General features: G+C 52.2%; 19 protein-coding genes. 1 reads left to right on the top strand and 18 read right to left on the bottom strand.

The genetic code is table 11. The features are described 5' to 3' along the window. Positions 1 to 57 precede the first annotated feature (57 nt). The 15 genes from HMPREF2572_RS07160 to HMPREF2572_RS07090 form a co-directional block, all read right to left on the bottom strand. On the bottom strand, positions 58 to 384 hold the full coding sequence (locus HMPREF2572_RS07160; RefSeq protein WP_070497258.1) for a chorismate mutase: 327 nt from the start codon (positions 382 to 384) through the stop codon (positions 58 to 60). Between the two features lie 69 nt (positions 385 to 453). Next, entirely contained in the window at positions 454 to 2,478 is a 2,025-nt protein-coding gene (gene nuoL, locus HMPREF2572_RS07155) for an NADH-quinone oxidoreductase subunit L (RefSeq protein ID WP_009310876.1), read from the bottom strand. Positions 2,479 to 2,480: 2 nt separating this feature from the next. After that, positions 2,481 to 2,786: an NADH-quinone oxidoreductase subunit NuoK gene (gene nuoK / locus HMPREF2572_RS07150; RefSeq protein ID WP_002215628.1), complete on the bottom strand. Its 306-nt coding sequence runs from the start codon at positions 2,784 to 2,786 to the stop codon at positions 2,481 to 2,483. Next, positions 2,783 to 3,454 (bottom strand): NADH-quinone oxidoreductase subunit J, encoded by a 672-nt coding sequence (locus HMPREF2572_RS07145; RefSeq protein ID WP_019270804.1) that lies wholly within the window; start codon positions 3,452 to 3,454, stop codon positions 2,783 to 2,785. Before HMPREF2572_RS07145 ends, nuoK begins: the two co-directional genes overlap by 4 nt. Before the next feature lie 11 nt (positions 3,455 to 3,465). Further along, the gene (nuoI, locus tag HMPREF2572_RS07140) at positions 3,466 to 3,945 is read right to left on the bottom strand and encodes an NADH-quinone oxidoreductase subunit NuoI (RefSeq protein ID WP_002216341.1); all 480 of its coding nucleotides are present in this window, start codon (positions 3,943 to 3,945) and stop codon (positions 3,466 to 3,468) included. A gap of 79 nt (positions 3,946 to 4,024) precedes the next feature. Then, positions 4,025 to 5,101: an NADH-quinone oxidoreductase subunit NuoH gene (nuoH, locus tag HMPREF2572_RS07135; RefSeq protein ID WP_049226405.1), complete on the bottom strand. Its 1,077-nt coding sequence runs from the start codon at positions 5,099 to 5,101 to the stop codon at positions 4,025 to 4,027. 2 nt (positions 5,102 to 5,103) lie between these two features. Further along, on the bottom strand, positions 5,104 to 7,365 hold the full coding sequence (nuoG, locus tag HMPREF2572_RS07130) for an NADH-quinone oxidoreductase subunit NuoG (RefSeq protein WP_070497256.1): 2,262 nt from the start codon (positions 7,363 to 7,365) through the stop codon (positions 5,104 to 5,106). Positions 7,366 to 7,735: 370 nt separating this feature from the next. Beyond that, positions 7,736 to 8,092, bottom strand: a complete 357-nt coding sequence (locus HMPREF2572_RS07125) for an endonuclease domain-containing protein (RefSeq protein WP_070497254.1) — start codon at positions 8,090 to 8,092, stop codon at positions 7,736 to 7,738. A 185-nt stretch (positions 8,093 to 8,277) separates the two neighbouring features. Then, positions 8,278 to 9,573, bottom strand: coding sequence for an NADH-quinone oxidoreductase subunit NuoF (nuoF, locus tag HMPREF2572_RS07120; RefSeq protein ID WP_003776111.1), 1,296 nt, complete (start codon positions 9,571 to 9,573; stop codon positions 8,278 to 8,280). 163 nt (positions 9,574 to 9,736) lie between these two features. Next, on the bottom strand, positions 9,737 to 10,141 hold the full coding sequence (locus HMPREF2572_RS07115; RefSeq protein ID WP_083294183.1) for a hypothetical protein: 405 nt from the start codon (positions 10,139 to 10,141) through the stop codon (positions 9,737 to 9,739). A gap of 132 nt (positions 10,142 to 10,273) precedes the next feature. After that, on the bottom strand, positions 10,274 to 10,747 hold the full coding sequence (gene nuoE, locus HMPREF2572_RS07110; protein WP_003741945.1) for an NADH-quinone oxidoreductase subunit NuoE: 474 nt from the start codon (positions 10,745 to 10,747) through the stop codon (positions 10,274 to 10,276). Next, entirely contained in the window at positions 10,747 to 12,003 is a 1,257-nt protein-coding gene (nuoD, locus tag HMPREF2572_RS07105) for an NADH dehydrogenase (quinone) subunit D (RefSeq protein ID WP_070497252.1), read from the bottom strand. Before nuoD ends, nuoE begins: the two co-directional genes overlap by 1 nt. Next, positions 11,993 to 12,586: an NADH-quinone oxidoreductase subunit C gene (locus tag HMPREF2572_RS07100; RefSeq protein ID WP_070497250.1), complete on the bottom strand. Its 594-nt coding sequence runs from the start codon at positions 12,584 to 12,586 to the stop codon at positions 11,993 to 11,995. Before HMPREF2572_RS07100 ends, nuoD begins: the two co-directional genes overlap by 11 nt. A 13-nt stretch (positions 12,587 to 12,599) precedes the next feature. Beyond that, positions 12,600 to 13,082, bottom strand: a complete 483-nt coding sequence (locus tag HMPREF2572_RS07095) for a NuoB/complex I 20 kDa subunit family protein (protein ID WP_003677002.1) — start codon at positions 13,080 to 13,082, stop codon at positions 12,600 to 12,602. Beyond that, positions 13,073 to 13,429 carry an NADH-quinone oxidoreductase subunit A gene (locus HMPREF2572_RS07090; protein ID WP_003765068.1) on the bottom strand — a complete coding sequence of 119 codons (357 nt, stop codon included), beginning with the start codon at positions 13,427 to 13,429 and terminating at the stop codon, positions 13,073 to 13,075. Before HMPREF2572_RS07090 ends, HMPREF2572_RS07095 begins: the two co-directional genes overlap by 10 nt. A 352-nt stretch (positions 13,430 to 13,781) precedes the next feature. Here HMPREF2572_RS07090 and HMPREF2572_RS07085 point away from each other — a divergent pair, with 352 nt between their 5' ends. Beyond that, complete coding sequence (locus HMPREF2572_RS07085; protein ID WP_070497248.1) at positions 13,782 to 15,644, top strand: ribonuclease catalytic domain-containing protein; 1,863 nt, start codon at positions 13,782 to 13,784, stop codon at positions 15,642 to 15,644. 79 nt (positions 15,645 to 15,723) lie between these two features. Here the strand turns inward: HMPREF2572_RS07085 and murJ are convergent, their stop codons facing one another. From murJ to tsf, 3 genes are all read right to left on the bottom strand, one after another. Further along, positions 15,724 to 17,262, bottom strand: a complete 1,539-nt coding sequence (gene murJ, locus HMPREF2572_RS07080; RefSeq protein ID WP_070497246.1) for a murein biosynthesis integral membrane protein MurJ — start codon at positions 17,260 to 17,262, stop codon at positions 15,724 to 15,726. Positions 17,263 to 17,503: 241 nt separating this feature from the next. Continuing rightward, the gene (pyrH, locus tag HMPREF2572_RS07075) at positions 17,504 to 18,223 is read right to left on the bottom strand and encodes a UMP kinase (RefSeq protein WP_003712995.1); all 720 of its coding nucleotides are present in this window, start codon (positions 18,221 to 18,223) and stop codon (positions 17,504 to 17,506) included. A gap of 269 nt (positions 18,224 to 18,492) precedes the next feature. Next, a complete protein-coding gene (gene tsf / locus HMPREF2572_RS07070; protein WP_009175015.1) occupies positions 18,493 to 19,347 on the bottom strand; it encodes a translation elongation factor Ts in 855 nt (284 codons plus the stop codon). Positions 19,348 to 19,428 lie beyond the last annotated feature (81 nt).

Here is a 19,428-nt window from a genome sequence, read left to right as displayed (position 1 = left end):
ATTCCCGCCTGCGCGGGAATGACGGCGGTCGGCAAATTCCGTATCTATCCAAGTAAATCAATTATGACCGAAATATTGACTGCCCCCATCAACACGGTTGGTTTCCATCTCCAGTTTAATGAAGGCGTCAATCATACTGCGCCAAACTGCTTCGGCTACTTCGGGCGACAAACCGACCTTTTGGGCGTAGGCGCGGCGCGAGGCAATCACTTGCGCTACCCGTTCGGGCGCGGAAACCGCCTGCACATCGTTTTTAGGTTTCAGACGGCCTGCCTGCCGTACCAGCTTCTGCCGGCGAGCGAGCAATTCTATTAATTCCTTGTCCAAACCGTCGATGGCTTCACGGACTTCGTCTAGGGTTTGCGGTAATTTGTCTTCAACCATTGTTTCTCATGTTTCCTTTTTCAGACGACCTCTAGACCGACTACGGACAGGTCGTCTGAAAATCCGCCTTTATCTGAACAATCCCCAGAAGGTCATGCCGAGCAATACCAATACGCCGAACACCATAGCGGCGGCGTAGGTGTAGATAAAGCCGGTTTGGACTTTGCGTATCTGAGCAGCAATCGCGCCGACCAGTTTAGCGGAGCCGTTGACGATGCCGTTGTCGATAATGGCGGTATCGCCGACTTTCCAAAAGAAGTTGCCCAATGCGCGCGTGCCTTTGGCGAAGACATTGAAATACAGGGCGTCGAGGTAGTATTTGTTTTCAAACAAAACGTAAACCGGACGGAACGCCTGCGCGATTTTGGCGGGCAGGTGCGGCAGTTTGACGTACAAAAGCCATGCGCTCAATACGCCTGCGATTGCGAGGTAGAGGACGGGCGAATGCAGGCTGTGCGACACCATCGCCAATGCGCCGTGGAACTCTTCCTTCATGATGTGCATGGTCGGATGCGCGTCGGCGTTGACGAAAATCACGTCTTTGAAGAAATCGCCGTAGAGCATGGGTTCGATGGCGATGTAGCCGATGATGACGGACGGAATCGCAAGCAGAATCAGCGGCAGGGTAACGACCAGCGGGCTTTCGTGCGGATTGTCGTTTTTGCCCAAGCCGTGATGTTCTTCGCCATGGTCGTCTGAATGGTGTTCGGGCAGGCTGCGCCATTTTTCTTCGCCGTGGAACACCATAAAGTATTGGCGGAACGCGTAAAACGCGGTAACGAACACGCTGGCGAGGACGGCGAAATAAGCAAATCCGCTGCCCGGCAGGGTGCTGTATTTTGCCGCTTCGATAATCGAATCTTTGGAGTAGAAGCCGGAGAAGAACGGCGTACCGATCAGCGACAAGTTGCCGATCAGCATGGTCAGCCAAGTAATCGGCATGTATTTTTTCAGATTGCCCATGTGGCGCATGTCTTGGTCGTGGTGCATACCGATAATGGCGCTACCCGCCGCCAAGAACAGCAAGGCTTTAAAGAAGGCATGGGTCATGACGTGGAACATCGCCACGGAATAGGCGGACGCGCCCAGAGCCACGGTCATGTAGCCCAGTTGCGACAGGGTGGAATACGCAACCACGCGCTTGATGTCGTTTTGAATCACGCCCAAGAAGCCCATAAACAGAGCAGTAATCGCGCCGATAACCATAATGACCGACAGCGCGGTGCTGCTCATTTCGTAAATCGGCGACATGCGCGACACCATGAACAGACCCGCCGTAACCATCGTCGCGGCGTGAATCAATGCGGAAATAGGCGTCGGGCCTTCCATCGAATCGGGCAGCCAGACATGCAGCGGGAACTGAGCCGATTTACCCATCGCACCCACAAACAAGAGCAGGCAGGTTACGGTAATCAACGACCATTCCACACCGGGGAAAAGCTGGATGGTCGCATTTTGTACGTTGGGCAGATAAGCGAATACGTCCTGATAACGCAGGCTGCCACCAAAATAGGCAAGCACCAAGCCGATACCGAGCAAAAAGCCGAAGTCGCCGACGCGGTTGATCAAAAAGGCTTTCAGGTTGGCAAAAATCGCGCTCGGACGTTTGAAATAGAAACCGATCAAGAGATACGACACCAAGCCCACCGCTTCCCAACCGAAGAAGAGCTGGATGAAGTTGTTGCTCATAATCAGCATCAACATGCTGAATGTAAACAAAGAAATATAGCTGAAGAAGCGTTGGTAGCCAACTTTTTCATCGTGCATATAACCGATGGTGTAGATATGCACCATTAACGACACGCCCGTTACCACGACCATCATCATCGCCGTCATCGTATCGACCAAGAAGCCGACGGAAAAATCCAAACCGCCCATCGTCAGCCAAGTATAGACATTTTCGTCAAACTTGGCGCGGCTGCCGTCGATAAAGCCCCACAGCACATAAGCCGACAACACGGCGGACACCGCCACGCCGAGTATCGTAACCGTATGCGCACCGGCACGTCCGATTTTATTGCCGAACAAACCCGCAATCAGCGAGCCTGCCAAAGGCACGAGGGCAATGATGAGATATAAAGTCATGTCGTTCATGATTACCCTTTCAACTCGTCCAAATCGGCAACATTAATCGTTTGTCGGTTGCGGTACACCAGCACCATAATCGCCAAACCGATGGCGGATTCGGCGGCGGCGACGGTCAATACGAAGAATACGAAAATCTGTCCGGCGGTATCGCCCAGATGCTGCGAGAAGGCGATAAAGTTGAAGTTCACCGCCAAAAGCATCAGCTCGATCGACATCAGCAAGACCAGCACGTTTTTGCGGTTCATAAAGATACCCATTGCGCTGATACCGAACAGGAGCGCGCCCAATACCAAATAATGCGTCAAGGTAATCATGCTTTGCCCTCCTCTTTCGGCTTGAGGTCGTCTGAAACTTCGTTTTCTTCGAGAGATTCGGTTTGCGGTTTCACAGCTTCCATTTTCACCAAGCGCATACGGCCTTGGTCGGCGCGCACTTTAACTTGGTCGGCAGGATCCATGCGTTTCGGATTGGTGGTTTTACGGTGAACCAGCGCAATCGCCGCCACCATGCCCAACAGCAGCAATACCGCCGCCAGCTCAAACGGCAGCAGATAATCGGTATAAATACGGCTGCCCAAATCGCGGATGTTGTTGTAATCGGCAGGAATATCTTTCATCAAACCAAATGCGGCAAGGTCGGTTTTCGGGTTGACCAGAATCAGAATCAGGGCAACTGCCAACAACGTACCGACCACACCGGCAACAGGCGCATGACGCCAGAAACCGGCGCGCATTTCCTCAATGTCGATATTCAACATCATCACGACGAACAGGAACAACACCATCACGGCGCCGACATACACGACAACCAGCGTAACGCCCAAAAACTCTGCCTGCATCAGCATCCAAATCATCGCGCTCACGCAGAAGGTCAGCACCAAATGCAAAGCAGCATGGACAGGGTTTTTCGCGGTAACGGTGCGCAGCGCGCCGTATAAGACGATGGCGGCAAGGATATAGAACAGAATCGCGGAAAAAGTCATTCGTCTGCTCCTTAACGGTACGGCGCGTCAGCGGCTTTACGCTTGGCAATTTCGGCTTCGTATTTGTCGCCGATTGCCAAGAGGATCGGCTTGGTCATGTGCAAGTCGCCTTTTTTCTCGCCGTGGTATTCAAAAATATGGGTTTCCACAATCGCATCGGTCGGACAGGCTTCTTCGCAGAAGCCGCAGAAGATGCACTTGGTCAGGTCGATGTCGTAACGCTTGGTGCGGCGCGTGCCGTCTTCGCGTTCTTCCGATTCGATGTTAATCGCCATTGCCGGACAAACTGCCTCGCACAATTTACACGCAATACAGCGCTCTTCGCCGTTCGGATACCGCCGCTGCGCGTGCAGGCCACGGAAACGCACGGATTGCGGCGTTTTCTCTTCGGGGAAATAAATCGTGTCTTTGCGGGCGAAAAAGTTTTTGAGCGTTACGCCCATGCCTTTGACCAGTTCGCCGAGCAAGAAAGTTTTTACTAAATTAGCCATATTCTGTTCCCTCAAAACAGGGATTCCGTTAAATATTCAAAACTGCGTTTTCAGACGGCCTTGATACGTCGTCTGAAACTTATTTCCACAAATTCAGCGGCGAAATCATCCACAGACCCAAAATCACGATATAGGCGAAGCCGATGGGAATCAGCACTTTCCAGCCCAAGCGCATGATTTGGTCGTAGCGGTAGCGCGGGAAGGTGGCGCGTATCCACAGATACCAGTACAGCACCGCCGCCATTTTCACGAACATCCAGAATGCGGAAGGCGTGCCGATAATGCCCCAACTTTGCGGGAAGGGGGACAGCCAACCGCCGAGGAACATCAGTGATGTCAGCGCGGCAATCAGAATCATAAAAATGTATTCGGCAAGGAAGAACAGCGCGAACGCGAAGCCGGAATATTCGACGTGGTGTCCGGCAACGATTTCGGATTCGCCCTCTGCCACGTCAAATGGTGCGCGGTTGGTTTCGGCAACGGCGGAAATCAGATAGACGATGAAGATTGGGAACAGCGGCAACCAGTTCCAAGAGAACACCGAACCGCCCGCAATACCCTTGGCTTGTGCGGCAACGATGTCGGAGAAGTTCATGCTGCCCGACACCATCACGACGCACACCAGCGCGGCGCTCATGGCGATTTCGTAGGAGATGCTTTGCGCGGAAGCACGCATTGCGCCCAAGAACGAATATTTGGAGTTGGAAGCCCAGCCCGCGATGATCACGCCGTAAACCGACAGCGAGGTAATCATCAGGATGTACAAAAGGCCGATATTGATATTGGTCAGTACCCATTCTTCGTTGAACGGAATCACTGCCCATGCCGCAAAAGACGGGGCGAGCGACATAATCGGGCCGATGTAGAACAGGGCTTTGTTTGACAGCTTCGGACGGGTTACTTCTTTAAACAAGAGTTTGAACACATCGGCAAACGGCTGAATCAGACCCCACGGGCCGGTCACGTTCGGGCCGACACGAAGCTGCATAAAGCCGATGACTTTACGTTCGAAATATGTCAGGTAGGCAACGGTCAGAATCAGCGGAATCAGGATAATCACGATTTTGACGATGACGGATACCACCAAACCTACGGTGATACCCAAATCGCCCAGACCGAGCGTTGCGGCAAAGAGGTTTTGGAACCATTCTTGCATGATCAAGCTCCCGCCAGTTCAATAGTGTCCATCAACGCACCCAGCGCGGCATTTTCGGTATGCAGCGGCAGATGCACCACGTTTTCAGGCAGTCCGGCATCGGCTTTGACCATCACGGACACGCCTGCGCCGTTTTGTTTGGCGACGGCGGTTTGTCCGTCTTGCAGGCCTAAACGCGCCAAAGTGTTCGGATTCACACGCGCGGCGGGCACGGCGGCATGGCTGGTCGCCTGCAACGGCGCGGAACGGCGCACGATGGCATCGGTGTGATAAATACCGACTCCGCCCACGCGCACGAGGCGGTTTGAGGTCGTCTGAAAATCTTTTTGAGTCGAAGCGGCGCGGTTGTTCAGTTTGGACGGCAGGCTTTCCACGTCCAACGCGTCTTTCAGAATCGCGGCGGTATCGTGGTATTCAAAGCCTTGCAGGTCAAACAGGTTGCCCAATACGCGCAATACTTTCCACAGCGGACGCGAATCACCGAAGCCTTGAACGACACCGTGGAAGGATTGCAGACGACCTTCCATATTGATGAGGCTGCCCGAGGTTTCGGTAAACGGCGCAATCGGCAGCAATACGTCGCACACGTCCAGCAGCGTTTCGCTGACAAACGGCGTAAACGCCATCACGCTTTTCGCCTGTTTCAACGCGGCTACGGCTTTTGCGCCGTCCGCCGTATCGATTTCCGGCTCGACGTTGAGCAGCAAAACTGCCTGTTTCGGCGCGTTTGCCATTTCAACAACGCTCTCACCGGAGTTTACGCCCAAGACATCCGCACCGACGCTGTTGGCAGCTTGCGGCAAAATGCCCAACACCGCGCCGGTTGCATCCGCCAGCTCTTGCGCGGCGGCGTAAATTGCGGCGTAATCAGGATGGTTTTGCACTTCCGCGCCCAAAATCACCGCTGCTTTTTCAGCGTTTTTCAGGCTGGCGGTAACGGCGTGTTCCGCATTGGCAGACAGGTTTTTCAGACGACCTGCCCACTCGTCGGGATGCACCACTTCCTGAGCCAGAAGCGGCATAAACAACTCTTCCTTGCTGCTTGCCAACACGCTCAAGGCCATGCGCTCTTTGGCAGCGCGGCGCAGGCGGGCGGTCAGAAGCGGCTGTTCTTTGCGCAGGTTTGCACCGACCACCAATACGGCTTCGTTGTCCGCCAGCGATTCGATGCTTTGTCCCAACCATTGCGCACCATTGAGGTCGTCTGAAAAACGTTTGTCCTGTTGGCGCAGACGGGTAGCGAAATTTTTAACGCCCAAACCGTTAGCGAATTTTTTCGCCAGATACAGTTCTTCAACCGTATTCATCGGGTTCGCCCAAATGCCGACTTGGTTTTGGTTGCCGTCTTTGGCGATACATTCAATCGCGCTGCGGACATATTCCAGCGCGGTTTTCCAATCCACGTCCATCCACTCGCCACCCTGTTTGATTTTCGGGTTTTTCAGACGGCTTTCGTGATACAGGCCTTCGTAGGCGAAACGGTCGCGGTCGGACAACCAACATTCGTTAATCGCTTCGTTTTCCAGCGGCAGCACGCGACGGACGGTATGGTCTTTGGTTTGCACAATCAGGTTGCTGCCCAAAGCGTCATGGGCGGAAACGGATTTGCGGCGGTTCAGCTCCCAAGTACGCGCGTTGAAACGGAACGGTTTGCTGGTCAGCGCGCCGACGGGGCACAAATCGATGACGTTGCCCGACAACTCGGTTTCCACCGCTTTGCCGATAAAGGGCATGATTTCGGAGTGTTCGCCGCGATTCGCCATCGCAATTTCCTGCAAACCGGCGATTTCTTCGGTGAAACGTACGCAGCGGGTGCAGTGGATACAGCGGCTCATTTCCTCGGCGGAAACCAAAGGCCCCATGTCTTTGCCGACGACGGAACGTTTTTCTTCGGTGTAGCGGCTGGTGGTTTTGCCGTAGCCCACCGCCAAATCCTGCAACTGGCATTCGCCGCCTTGGTCGCAGGTCGGACAGTCGAGCGGATGGTTGATGAGCAGGAACTCCATCACGCCTTCCTGCGCCTCACGGGCTTTTGCCGAATGCGTGCGCACAATCATGCCGTCCGTTACCGGCGTGGCGCAGGCGGGCAGCGGTTTGGGGGCTTTTTCCACGTCCACCAGACACATACGGCAGTTGGCGGCGATGGAGAGCTTTTTGTGGTAACAGAAATGCGGAATATAAGTACCGAGCTTGTGCGCGGCCTCAATCACCGTCGCGCCCTGCTCCACAGATACCTGTTTGCCGTCGATTTCGATTTGTAACATGGTTCGTTCCTAGTTACGGGTATTTGATAAATAATCTTTTATGGAGGTCGTCTGAAAAATGGGGTTCAGACGGCCTTTAAAGTATAAGTTTATTGCTTGTTTATTTTTAGGAGGGGTTTCTTAATTTTAAAAAATCCAAATTCTAGTACAACCTATCCCCCCACCCTCTCCCGCCTGACGGGAGAGGAAACAGGTTTCTGTCAGAACATATAGTGGCAGATTCTGCTGCCATGTCTTTCAATATTATGTTTTATGTTTACTTGAATCTCAGGAATCAACCCGAAGTATTCAAATCTGCTACCGTCTGTCCCTTCCCCCGTCCGGCGGGGGAAGGCTAGGATGGGGGTGGCTTTGCAACGTTGCAGCCGTCTTATTTTCCGCCGCACATTTCGATAATCTTTTCCAGTACTGCTTCGGTTTGCTGCAAAACTTCATTATTCCAAAATCGCAACACCCGATAACCTTGGGCATTCAAAAACGCCGTCCGCTGCTCGTCATACTCAATCTGTTCCGAATGTTGACCACCGTCCAATTCAATAATCAAACGATGCTCCATACTGACAAAATCGACGATGTATCCGCCTATTGTCTGTTGGCGTCGGAATTTTATTCCGTTCAACCGTTTGCCGCGCAAGTGATGCCACAATTTCTGCTCGGCCAAAGTCATATTCTGCTTCAGATTACGGACATTCTGTTTTAATACCGTATTTCTTGTGCTGTACCGCATAGCCGAGTTGGCCTCAATCTTTTTCAGACGACCTATACGGAGGCCGTCTGAATCTTGCCCGTATAAAAATCTGTTTCAAAATATTCCAAGCACTACCCCCACCCTAACCCTCCCCCGCGAGCGGGAGAGGGAATCAAGTCGTTGTGAAATCCCAAACACCACTGATATTCAGGTCGTCTGAAACCTCAACACCACTTATTCGGCTTCATCGGTCCGCCGTGTTCAATGTAATGCACAAACTCATCACGGAAATGCTTGGTAAAGCTGCGGACAGGAAAGACGGCGGCGTCGGCAAGGGCGCAGATGGTGCGGCCTGCCATTTGGTTGCCGACGGAATCCAGCAAATCCAAGTCTTCCATGCGGCCTTTGCCTTCTACGATGCGGTGGACGATGCGGTAGAGCCAGCCCGTACCTTCTCGGCAAGGCGTACACTGGCCGCAAGACTCGTCGTAGTAGAAGTAGCTCAGACGCTCAAGGGCTTTGACCATGCACACGTCTTCGTCCATCACGATAATCGCGCCGGAACCGAGCATCGAACCGGCTTTGGAAATCGAGTCGTAGTCCATATTGGTCTGCATCATGATGTCGGCAGGCAATACGGGCGCGGACGAACCGCCGGGAATAACGGCTTTGAGTTTTTTGCCGCCGCGCATACCGCCCGCCATTTTCAGGATTTCGGCAAACGGCGTGCCTAACGGCACTTCATAGTTGCCCGGACGCTCAACGTGGCCGGAGATGCAGAACAGTTTGGTACCGCCGGCATTCGGAATGCCTTTGTCGGCAAACGCCTGACCGCCGTCGCGGACGATAAACGGCACGGAAGCGAAGGTTTCGGTATTGTTGATGGTGGTCGGTTTGCCGTACAGGCCGAACGAGGCGGGGAACGGCGGTTTGAAGCGCGGCTGGCCTTTTTTGCCTTCCAGCGATTCAAGCAATGCGGTTTCTTCGCCGCAAATGTATGCGCCGTAGCCGTGGTGGGCGAAGAGTTCGAATTCGAAGTCCGACCCTAAAATATTTTTACCCAAAAAACCTGCGGCGCGCGCCTGGGCGAGTGCAGCTTCAAAACGTTGATAACCTTCGAAAATTTCGCCGTGAATGTAGTTGTAACCCGCTTTCGCGCCCATCGCGTAACCGGCGATAATCATGCCTTCGATCAGGGCATGGGGGTTGAACATGATGATGTCGCGGTCTTTAAACGTACCCGGTTCGCCTTCGTCTGTGTTGCAGACGACGTATTTTTCGCCGGGGAAGGAACGGGGCATAAAGCTCCATTTCAAGCCGGTCGGAAAGCCCGCACCGCCACGCCCGCGCAAGCCGGAGGTTTTGACTTCGTCAATTACGTCGGTTTGCGAGATGTTTTCGGACAGGATTCTACGCAGCGCGCTGTAACCGCCGCGTTTGACGTATTCGTCCAATGTCCAGCAGTCGGGATTGGCGGTATCCACTTGGTCAAAAATCACGCCTGATTGGTAAATAGCCATTTTTGGTGTGCCTGTTCGTTTTCGTATCGGTTGCGGCCGCTGTTTCAGGCGACCTTTAAGGTTTTGAAATTGCAGGTTGAGTGTAAAACCAATATTTTTATATGGCCTTTTGACCATTCCATTGCTGCTTGTTCTAACCTACTTCCTTGTCGATTTACGTATATTATCTTGTCCGTTTATCAATTCTTCTAATCAATTTAGTATATAAATCTGACAAATGTTTATTAGCCTGTTTCATCGTAACACCTCTAGGAAAATAAACATTTGTAGCAATACGCTCCTGAAATAGGCTGTCTGCAAAAAATTCATTAGCGGGGAAACCCATAACTTCAGTCACTTGGGCATCAAAAATCCGCGCCGTATAATCCAAATATAAACAATTTAGTTTATCCATTTTTTTATTTGAATAGCATTTTTCAATTTCTCCTGCTACTCCAGCCATACCTGATCGTTTATAAACTTGAAAAAACTTATCCACTGCTCTATCCATTTGAGCACTATTATCTACAAGAGGTTTAGCAAAACATAACGCTGGCACAAATAACAATCCAAATAAAATTTTCTTCATTCTACACTTCCATTAAAATACACAAACTGTAAGCGCGGGTAAGTCGGATTCTTGAATCCGACATTTTGCCTCTTTACCCACTCTGTCGGATACAAGTATCCGACCTACGTTTAAATCGTCGTTTCAGACGACCTATTCCAACTCCGCCAGTTTCTTCTCAATCGCTTCTTCGGTCATAAAGCTGCACATGCTGTGGTTGTTGACCAGCATAACAGGGGCGTCGCCGCATGCGCCCATACATTCGCCTTCAACAAGGGTGAATTTGCCGTCGGGCGTGGTTTCGCCGTAGCCGATACCGAGTTTTTTCTTCAGGTATTCGCCGGTATCCATGCCGCCGCGCAGGGCGCAGGGAAGGTTGGTGCAGACAGTCAGTTTGTATTTGCCGACAGGCTCGAGGTCGTACATATTGTAGAAAGTGGCGACTTCGTATGCCTGCGCCGGCGTGATGCCGATATAGTCGGCAACAAAGGCGATTGTTTCGGGGGCGAGCCAGCCTTTTTCGGTTTGGGCAATGCGCAACGCACCCATGATGGCGGAACGGCGTTGGTCGGCAGGATATTTCGCCAACTCGATGTCGATTTGTTTTAAGGATTCTGCGGATAACATTATCGGTCAACCTCCCCGAATACGATGTCCTGCGTACCGATAATGGCAACGACGTCGGCGAGCATGTGGCCTTTTGCCATTTCGTCCATGCCTTGCAGGTGGGCGAAGCCGGGTGCGCGGATTTTCAGGCGGTAGGGTTTGTTTGCTCCGTCTGAAATGATGTAAACGCCGAACTCGCCTTTCGGGTGTTCGACAGCGGTGTAGGTCTCGCCCTCGGGAACGTGCATACCCTCGGTGAAGAGTTTGAAATGGTGAATCAGGTCTTCCATACCTGTTTTCATTTCGGTACGTTTGGGCGGGGCGAATTTGTGGTTTGTGGTGATGACCGGGCCGGGATTCACGCGCAGCCAGTCAACGCATTGTTTGATGATGCGTACGGATTGACGCATTTCTTCCATGCGGCAGAGGTAACGGTCGTAGCAGTCGCCGTTGACGCCGACAGGGATGTCGAAATCCATTTGGTCGTACACTTCATACGGTTGTTTCTTACGCACGTCCCATTCCACGCCCGAACCGCGCAACATCACGCCGGTAAAGCCTTTTTGCATGGCGCGTTCAGGGGAGACGACGCCGATGCCGACGGTACGTTGTTTCCAGATGCGGTTGTCTGTCAGGAGAGTTTCGAGTGTGTCGATGTTTTTGGGGAAACGTTCGCAGAAGGCGTCGATGAAGTCGAGCATGGTGCCTTCGCGGGATTCGTTGAGTTGCTTCAATACTTTGGCGTTGCGGAATTTGCTGCTCTCGTATTTGGGCATGAAGTCGGGCAGGTCGCGGTAAACGCCGCCGGGACGGAAGTAGGCTGCGTGCATACGCGCGCCGGAAACGGCTTCGTACAAGTCCATCAGCTCTTCGCGATCGCGGAAAGCGTAGAGAATGGCGGTCATCGCGCCGATGTCGAAGGCGTGCGAACCGATGCCCATCAGGTGATTGAGGATGCGCGTTACTTCGGCGAACATGACGCGGATGTATTGGGCGCGGATAGGCACATCAATTCCAGCAAGTTTTTCTACTGCCAAGCAATACGCCTGCTCGTTGACCATCATGGAAACGTAATCCAGCCTGTCCATATAAGGCAGGGCTTGCAGATAGGTTTTGGTTTCCGCCAGTTTCTCTGTACCTCGGTGCAAGAGGCCGATATGCGGGTCGGCACGGACGATGGTTTCGCCCTCCAACTCCAAAATCATACGCAATACGCCGTGCGCCGCAGGGTGTTGCGGGCCGAAGTTGATGGTGTAGTTTCTTAATTTATTGGCCACCGTAGTTCTCCTCACGGACGATACGCGGCGTGATTTCGCGCGGCTCGATGGTAACGGGTTGGTAAATCACGCGTTTTTGTTCTTCGTCGTAACGCATTTCCACATAGCCGGAAATCGGGAAGTCTTTGCGGAACGGATGTCCGACGAAGCCGTAATCGGTCAGGATGCGGCGCAGATCGGGATGGTTGTTGAACATAATGCCGTACAAATCAAAGGCTTCGCGCTCGTACCAATCCGCGCTGTTGTAAACGGGAACCACGGATTCGACCACGGGGAAATCGTCGTCTGAAACCCAGACGCGCACGCGGATGCGCTGATTGTTTTTAACAGAAAGAAGCTGGCTGACAACGGCAAAGCGTTTGCCCTGCCATGCTTCGTTTTTGTAAGTGCTGTAATCGACTCCGCACAAATCGACCAAAAGCTCGAAATGCAGTTCTTCATGGTCGCGCAACGTGGTCATCACTGAAACATAATGTTCGGGCAGACACTCGACGGTAATCTCGCCCAAAGCGGAAATGACTTCGCTTGCCTGATTGCCGAGAACGCGACTGACGGTTTCGTATAAGTTTTGAATGCTTGCCATATCGTTCCCTCCCCTACTCGTCCCGCGCGATGGTGGAAGTGCGCTTGATTTTTTGTTGGAGCTGCATCAGGCCGTAAATCAGGGCTTCCGCAGTCGGCGGACAACCCGGCACATAAACGTCCACCGGTACGACACGGTCGGCACCGCGCACGACGGAATAAGAATAATGATAGTAGCCGCCGCCGTTGGCACACGAACCCATAGACAAGACCCAACGCGGCTCGGCAAGTTGGTCGTACACGCGGCGCAAGGCGGGCGCCATTTTATTGGTGAGCGTACCCGCCACAATCATCAGGTCGGCCTGACGGGGCGACGGACGGAAAATAATGCCGAAACGGTCAAGGTCGTAACGCGCCATACCCGCGTGCATCATTTCCACGGCGCAGCAGGCCAAACCGAAAGTAACCGGCCACAGCGAACCGGTACGCATATAGTTCAGCACCGTATCCGCGCTGGTGGTGATGAAACCTTTTTTCAAAACGCCTTCTATTCCCATTCCAGCGCACCTTTTTTCCATTCGTAAACAAAGCCTACCGTCAGAACGACGATAAACACCAGCATAGACCAGAAGCCGTATGCGCCCAATTCTTTGAACACCACCGCCCACGGCAGCATAAACGCGACCTCCAAATCGAAGAGGATGAACAGGATGGCGACGAGATAATAACGCACGTCAAACTTCATCCTGGCGTTTTCAAAGGCTTCGAAGCCACATTCGTAAGCCGCGTCTTTTTCGGCGTAGTGGTGTTTCGGACCTAAAATCGTGCCGAGCAGGATAAACAGCACGCCGGCAGCAAGGCCGACGAGGATGAATACAAGGACGGGAAAGTAACTGGCCAACATGGTTTTATGCCTAACTGGTTGACAGACAAATCTTAATATCCTGCTATTTTATCGAATTTCAAAATCCATTAAAAGGTAAATGTCAGCTAACTCTCAAAAAAATCCCAATAAATTCAATAAGTTTATGATAACGATTCTTATTTGTGTTTTATAATATACCAACCTCATTTCCTCTACTCGCGCAATACATCATAAAAAACCTGACACAAAACGTATTGGTCATCGCCTTCCTCAATACAACAATACCTTCAAATAGACCAGATTCGCTTTTCAGACGACCTTTTGTCCGTCTTTATCAATAAGAATCTGCTAAAATCGCCCGTTTCCCACTTCAACTTGACAGCAGCAATACATGAATATCTTTTACGAAGAGTCCGGCCAGTTCAAAGTCGCCGCCATCGTCCAAAAAAACGACGCCACCTACCAAGTCGATACCCAACACGGCAAACGCACCAAAGTAAAGGCGAACAACGTCTTTGCCGAGTTTGACGGCGATATGGCGGCATTTTTGGAGAACGCGCAGGCGCAAGCGGCAGACATCGACACCGATTTATTGTGGGAAGTATGCGGCGAAGAAGAATTTTCCGCCGAAGCCATTGCCGAAGAATATTACGGCCATGCACCGACCAAAACCGAGCTGGCGGCGACCTTGATTGCGCTGTACGCCGCGCCGATGTATTTCTACAAAAAAGCCAAAGGCGTGTTCAAAGCCGCGCCCGAAGAAACTTTGAAACAAGCGCTTGCCGCCATCGAACGCAAAAAACAACAAGACGCGCAAATCGACGCTTGGGCGGAAGCCTTGAAACGCAGCGAGATGCCGTCTGAAATCGCGGCGGATTTGAAAACCATCCTGCACGCGCCCGACAAGCAGTCGCTGACCTACAAAGCCTTTACCAAAGCCGCCGACGCGCTGAAGACCTCCGCCTACGAATTGGCGAAAAAAACCGGCGGCATTACATCCATTCCCCAATATCTGCAAGACGGTTTTGAAATCAAATACTTCCCCAAAGGAACAGGTTTCCCCGACCTTCCCCTGCCTGAAATGCCCGACCTGCCCAAAGCCGACGTTACCGCCTTTTCCATTGACGACGAATCGACCACCGAAGTGGACGACGCTTTAAGCCTGACCGACTTGGGCAACGGCAAGAAGCGCGTCGGCATCCACATCGCCGCGCCGTCGCTTGCCATTAAACCAGGCGACAAAATGGAAAAAAACATCATGGAACGCTTGAGTACGGTCTATTTTCCCAGCGGCAAAATCACCATGCTGCCTGAAAACTGGATTGCCGCGTTCAGCCTTGATGCGGGTGCATACCGCCCTGCCGTCAGCATTTATTTCGATGTGGACAGCGAGTTCAACGTCGGCGAGCCGACCTGCAAAATCGAAGCCGTCAACATCGCCGAAAACCTGCGCATTCAAACCATCGAGCCGCATTTCAACGCCGAAACAGGCTTGGACGAAGCCGGCGAAATGATGTTCGCCCATCATCAAGACCTGATTTGGTTCTACCAATTCGCCGTCGCGCTGCAAAAAGCACGCGGCAAATACGAACCCAACCGCGCGCCGCAATACGATTACAGCATTGAATTGGATGAGGCAGGTAAAGTCTCCGTCGTCCGCCGCGAACGCGGTTCGCCCATCGATATGTTGGTCAGCGAAATGATGATTTTGGCTAACAGCACTTGGGCGCAGATGCTCCATGATAACGACCTGCCCGGCCTATTCCGCGTCCAACCCGCCGGAAAAGTGCGCATGAGCACCAAATCCGAGCCGCACATCGGCATGGGCGTACAGCATTACGGCTGGTTCACCTCGCCGCTGCGCCGTGCCGCCGACTACATCAACCAAAAACAACTCCTCAGCCTGATAGACGACACCGCCGAACCGCTCTTCCGGCAAAGCGATGCCGAACTCTTCGCCGCCCTGCGCGATTTCGACACCGCCTACGCCGCCTATGCCGATTTCCAACGGCAGATGGAAGCCTACTGGAGCCTCATTTACCTACAACAGCAAGGCACAAGCGAGCTGACCGCGACCATCCTCAAAGAAGATCTCGTCCGCATCGAAGGCCTGCCGCTGGTAACCCGCGCCACCGGCATCCCATTTGACGCGCTGCCCAAAACGCAAGTCCTGCTCAAAATCACCGAGCTTGATCCTGAAAAGCAGTTTATCGCTTTGAATTATGTGAAAGCTGTTGCCCCTGCGGTTGCGTAAGTTTGCCATCATGAAAAAAGGTCGTCTGAAAACCTGAAATATGGGTTTTCAGACGACCTCTTTTACGTCTTAACAGCCTCTAGCGAGTTTCCACCCGTTTGAAATCCCTCGGTCGGAAACCCAGAGTAGCCAGCGAAACGAAATACAAACCGCCGCCTATCGCAATCAGGATGCACAACTGCCCTGCTTTACGCAAAGCACCAACGTGTACCCAATCAAAAGGCAGGTAAGTATGTGCAGCCCATAATCCCCCGCCCATTACAACAAGCGACAGCACTATTTTAATCAGGAAAATTCCCCATCCTTTGCTAGGTTGGTAAATGCCGTGTTTGCGCAACAGGTAATACAACAGTCCCGCATTCATACACGCGCCCAAACTGACGGCGAGCGAAAGCCCGGCGTGCTTCAAAGGACCGATAAAGGCAAGGTTCATCAACTGCGTGCAGATGAGCGTAAAGATAGCGATTTTGACCGGCGTTTTGATGTTTTGCCGTGCATAGAAACCGGGTGCCAACACTTTGACCATGATAAATCCGAGTATACCGACAGAATTGGCAATCAGCGCTTGCTGCGTCATCTGCGCGTCAAACAGTGAAAACTTACTGGACATAAACAGCGTCGCCAACAACGGGAACGACAATACCGCCAACCCGACTGTCGCCGGCAGCGCCAGCAACATACACAGACGCAAACCCCAGTCGAGCAAGCCGGAAAACTGCTCCGAATCCTGATTAGTGGCGTGTTTAGACAAAGTCGGCAGCAAAATCGTACCAAGCGCAGCGCCCAAAACACCGCTGGGCAGCTCCATCAGGCGGTCGGCGAAATAGATCCACGTGATGCTGCCCGATTGCAGATAGGATGCGAAAATCGTGTTGATCACCAAAGAAATCTGCGCCACGCTCACACTCAAAATTGCAGGTGCCATCTGTTTCATCACGCGGTTGACCACGGCATCTTTGAAACTCAGCTTAGGTAACTTCAAAAAGCCCAATTTCGCCAACCAAGGGAGCTGAAAGCCAAGCTGCAAAATACCGCCGACAAAGACCGCCCACGCCAACGCGGTCACAGGCGGATCAAAATACGGCACGAAAAACAGTGCGAATACGATAAAAGAGATGTTTAAAAACGTCGGCGTAAACGCAGGAATGCTGAACTTATGATAGGAATTAAGGATTGAGCCGACAAAGGAAGACAGAGAAATAAACAAGATATACGGGAACGTTATCTTCAGCAAATCGATGGAAAGCAAAATCTTTTTCGGCTCTTTAAAGCCGGGCGCGGAAGCCTGAATCACCCAAGGCGCGGCTAGAATGCCCAGCGCGGTAACGATGACCAAGACAAATGACAACATCCCTGCCACATGGCGAATAAACGCCTCCGTCGCTTCTTTCGAACGCGTTTCCTTATATTCCGCCAAAATCGGCACAAAAGCCTGGGCAAACGCCCCTTCCGCAAAGATACGGCGCAGCAGGTTAGGCAGTTTGAATGCCACAAAAAAAGCGTCGGTCGCCATGCTCGCACCAAACGTACGGGCAATTACCGCATCACGCAAAAAGCCAAGTATGCGCGACAGCATCGTCAAACTACCGACTTTAGCCAAAGCCCCTAACAAGTTCATCCGTTTTATTCCTTCAAAAGTCCAGACGTCGTCTTAAAAACGCGTATTGTACGACAGAATATGCAAATCTAGGCAAATCAGTCTCCAAACGGGCAAATGTAGAGCAGATGCACAAACTTTGCTTCGCTGCCTGATTCTTATGTTGCCCAACCATCTAAAAGGTCGTCTGAAAACCTAGTTTCAGGTTTTTCAGACGACCTTTTGCTTGATCAAATCACTTCAATATATTGCCCGATGTGAATCAGCAGTGAACCAGCGTGCCTTCGTCTTCGCCGGTAATGACGCGTTTGAGCGAGCCTTGTTTGGCGATGCCGAAGACGACGATGTTGAGTTTGCGTTCGCGGCAGAGGGCGAAGGCGGTCGCGTCCATGACTTTGAGGTTTTTGTTCAAGGCTTCGTCAAAGGTGATGGTTTCGTAGCGTGTGGCGGACGGGTCTTTTTTCGGGTCTGCGGTATAAACGCCATCCACATTGGTGGCTTTGAGCATGACGTCGCAGTTCATTTCGGCTCCGCGCAGGGCAGCGGCGGTGTCGGTGGTGAAGAACGGGTTGCCCGTACCGGCGGCAAAGATGACGACTTTGCCTTCTTCAAGGTATTGGATGGCTTTGGGGCGGGCGTAGGTTTCGGCGATTTGCTGCATGGAAAGCGCGGATTGTACGCGCGCTTTGATGCCGAGGGTTTCGAAGGCATCTTTGAGGGCGAGTGCGTTCATGACGGTCGCCATCATGCCCATGTAGTCGGCGGTGGCGCGGTCCATGCTGCCTGCTTGGGCGGATACGCCGCGGAAGATGTTGCCGCCGCCGACGACGATGCCGACTTGTACGCCCATTTTGACGACTTCGGCGATTTCACCGACGGTTTGGACGATGGTGTCGTGGTTGATGCCGAAAGGATCGGAACCCATCAGGGATTCGCCGGAGAGTTTCAGTAATACGCGTTTGTATTTGATTTGCTGTGTCATGGGATACCTTGCTTTCTTTAGGTGGATAGCGCGAGTGTTTAGAGCGCTGCTTCAATGCGGGGAAAGGGCGTTTGATTTTTCAGACGACCTTTTCGGATGTTTGGCTGACAGGGTAACGCGTTTTCCGTGGGTGTATGGGTTTGGATAAATTATTATGTGTTGATTATGATGAAATATTTTCTTTTCGACAGTATTTTAAACAGTGTAGCTCTCAAAAAAAAGCACCCTGATTCGTTTGGAATCTAGGTGCTTTCTTTTTCATCTCAACCTTACACTTTAGCAGCAGCGGCAACTTCGGCTGCGTAGTCGACAACGGCTTTTTCGATACCGTCGCCTACTTTGTAGCGTACGAAGCTGACAACTTCAGTGCCGTTTTCTTTAGCGAATTGGGCAACGGTTTGGTCAGGGTTCATCACGAATGCTTGACCGTTCAGAGTGATTTCAGCCAAGAATTTGCGGATACGGCCTTCAACCATTTTAGCGGCGATGTCGGCAGGTTTGCCGGAAGCGATGGCTTGCTCGGTGTAGATGTGGCGTTCTTTTTCGATGGTTTCGGCATCTACTTCGGCTTCAGTTACGCATTGCGGTTTGGCGGCAACGATGTGCATACCGATTTTACGCGCTACGTCTTCAGAGCCTTTGAACTCAACCAATACACCTTCGGTAGCCAATGCACCGTGGATGTAGGCAACCAGTTGGTTGGCAGTGTCGATCACTTGGAAGCGGCGGACAGACATGTTCTCGCCCAATTTGGCGATGATGGCTTTACGTTCTGCTTCAACCAGTTCGCTCAGTTCTTCAACGGTAGCCGGTTTTTTCTCGGCAGCGGTTTTCGCAACGAAGTTGGCGAATTCTACGAAACCTGCGTCTTTGGCAACGAAGTCGGTTTCGCAGTTTACTTCAACCAATGCGCCGACATTGCCGTTGATGGCGTAAGCCAATACGCCTTCGGCAGCGGTACGACCAGCCAGTTTGCCGGCTTTCGCGCCGGATTTGATGCGCAGGATTTCTTCGGCTTTTTCGAAGTTGCCTTCGGCTTCAACCAAGGCTTTTTTGCATTCCATCATGCCCAGGCCGGTAGCGGCGCGCAGATCGGCAACCATTTTTGCAGTAATTTCTGCCATTTTGAATCTCCTAGATTTTGGGGAAACACGGGGTATCCGTGTTTGGGAATGGGGTCGTCTGAAAAGGTTTCAGAACGGGAT

The sequence above is a fragment of the Neisseria sp. HMSC064E01 genome (genome assembly GCF_001808875.1).
Classification (GTDB): domain Bacteria; phylum Pseudomonadota; class Gammaproteobacteria; order Burkholderiales; family Neisseriaceae; genus Neisseria; species Neisseria sicca_A.
Note: the sequence above shows the minus strand (reverse complement) of the source record. Positions and strands in the feature narration are given on the sequence as shown.

Bases quoted from the DNA above. Each gene is read 5' to 3' on its own strand.
- HMPREF2572_RS07160 (WP_070497258.1), bottom strand. From the start codon at position 384: ATGGTTGAAGACAAATTACCGCAAACCCTAGACGAAGTCCGTGAAGCC.
- nuoL (WP_009310876.1), bottom strand. From the start codon at position 2,478: ATGAACGACATGACTTTATATCTCATCATTGCCCTCGTGCCTTTGGCA.
- nuoK (WP_002215628.1), bottom strand. From the start codon at position 2,786: ATGATTACCTTGACGCATTATTTGGTATTGGGCGCGCTCCTGTTCGGT.
- HMPREF2572_RS07145 (WP_019270804.1), bottom strand. From the start codon at position 3,454: ATGACTTTTTCCGCGATTCTGTTCTATATCCTTGCCGCCATCGTCTTA.
- nuoI (WP_002216341.1), bottom strand. From the start codon at position 3,945: ATGGCTAATTTAGTAAAAACTTTCTTGCTCGGCGAACTGGTCAAAGGC.
- nuoH (WP_049226405.1), bottom strand. From the start codon at position 5,101: ATGCAAGAATGGTTCCAAAACCTCTTTGCCGCAACGCTCGGTCTGGGC.
- nuoG (WP_070497256.1), bottom strand. From the start codon at position 7,365: ATGTTACAAATCGAAATCGACGGCAAACAGGTATCTGTGGAGCAGGGC.
- HMPREF2572_RS07125 (WP_070497254.1), bottom strand. From the start codon at position 8,092: ATGCGGTACAGCACAAGAAATACGGTATTAAAACAGAATGTCCGTAAT.
- nuoF (WP_003776111.1), bottom strand. From the start codon at position 9,573: ATGGCTATTTACCAATCAGGCGTGATTTTTGACCAAGTGGATACCGCC.
- HMPREF2572_RS07115 (WP_083294183.1), bottom strand. From the start codon at position 10,141: ATGAAGAAAATTTTATTTGGATTGTTATTTGTGCCAGCGTTATGTTTT.
- nuoE (WP_003741945.1), bottom strand. From the start codon at position 10,747: ATGTTATCCGCAGAATCCTTAAAACAAATCGACATCGAGTTGGCGAAA.
- HMPREF2572_RS07100 (WP_070497250.1), bottom strand. From the start codon at position 12,586: ATGGCAAGCATTCAAAACTTATACGAAACCGTCAGTCGCGTTCTCGGC.
- HMPREF2572_RS07095 (WP_003677002.1), bottom strand. From the start codon at position 13,082: ATGGGAATAGAAGGCGTTTTGAAAAAAGGTTTCATCACCACCAGCGCG.
- HMPREF2572_RS07090 (WP_003765068.1), bottom strand. From the start codon at position 13,429: ATGTTGGCCAGTTACTTTCCCGTCCTTGTATTCATCCTCGTCGGCCTT.
- HMPREF2572_RS07085 (WP_070497248.1), top strand. From the start codon at position 13,782: ATGAATATCTTTTACGAAGAGTCCGGCCAGTTCAAAGTCGCCGCCATC.
- murJ (WP_070497246.1), bottom strand. From the start codon at position 17,262: ATGAACTTGTTAGGGGCTTTGGCTAAAGTCGGTAGTTTGACGATGCTG.
- pyrH (WP_003712995.1), bottom strand. From the start codon at position 18,223: ATGACACAGCAAATCAAATACAAACGCGTATTACTGAAACTCTCCGGC.
- tsf (WP_009175015.1), bottom strand. From the start codon at position 19,347: ATGGCAGAAATTACTGCAAAAATGGTTGCCGATCTGCGCGCCGCTACC.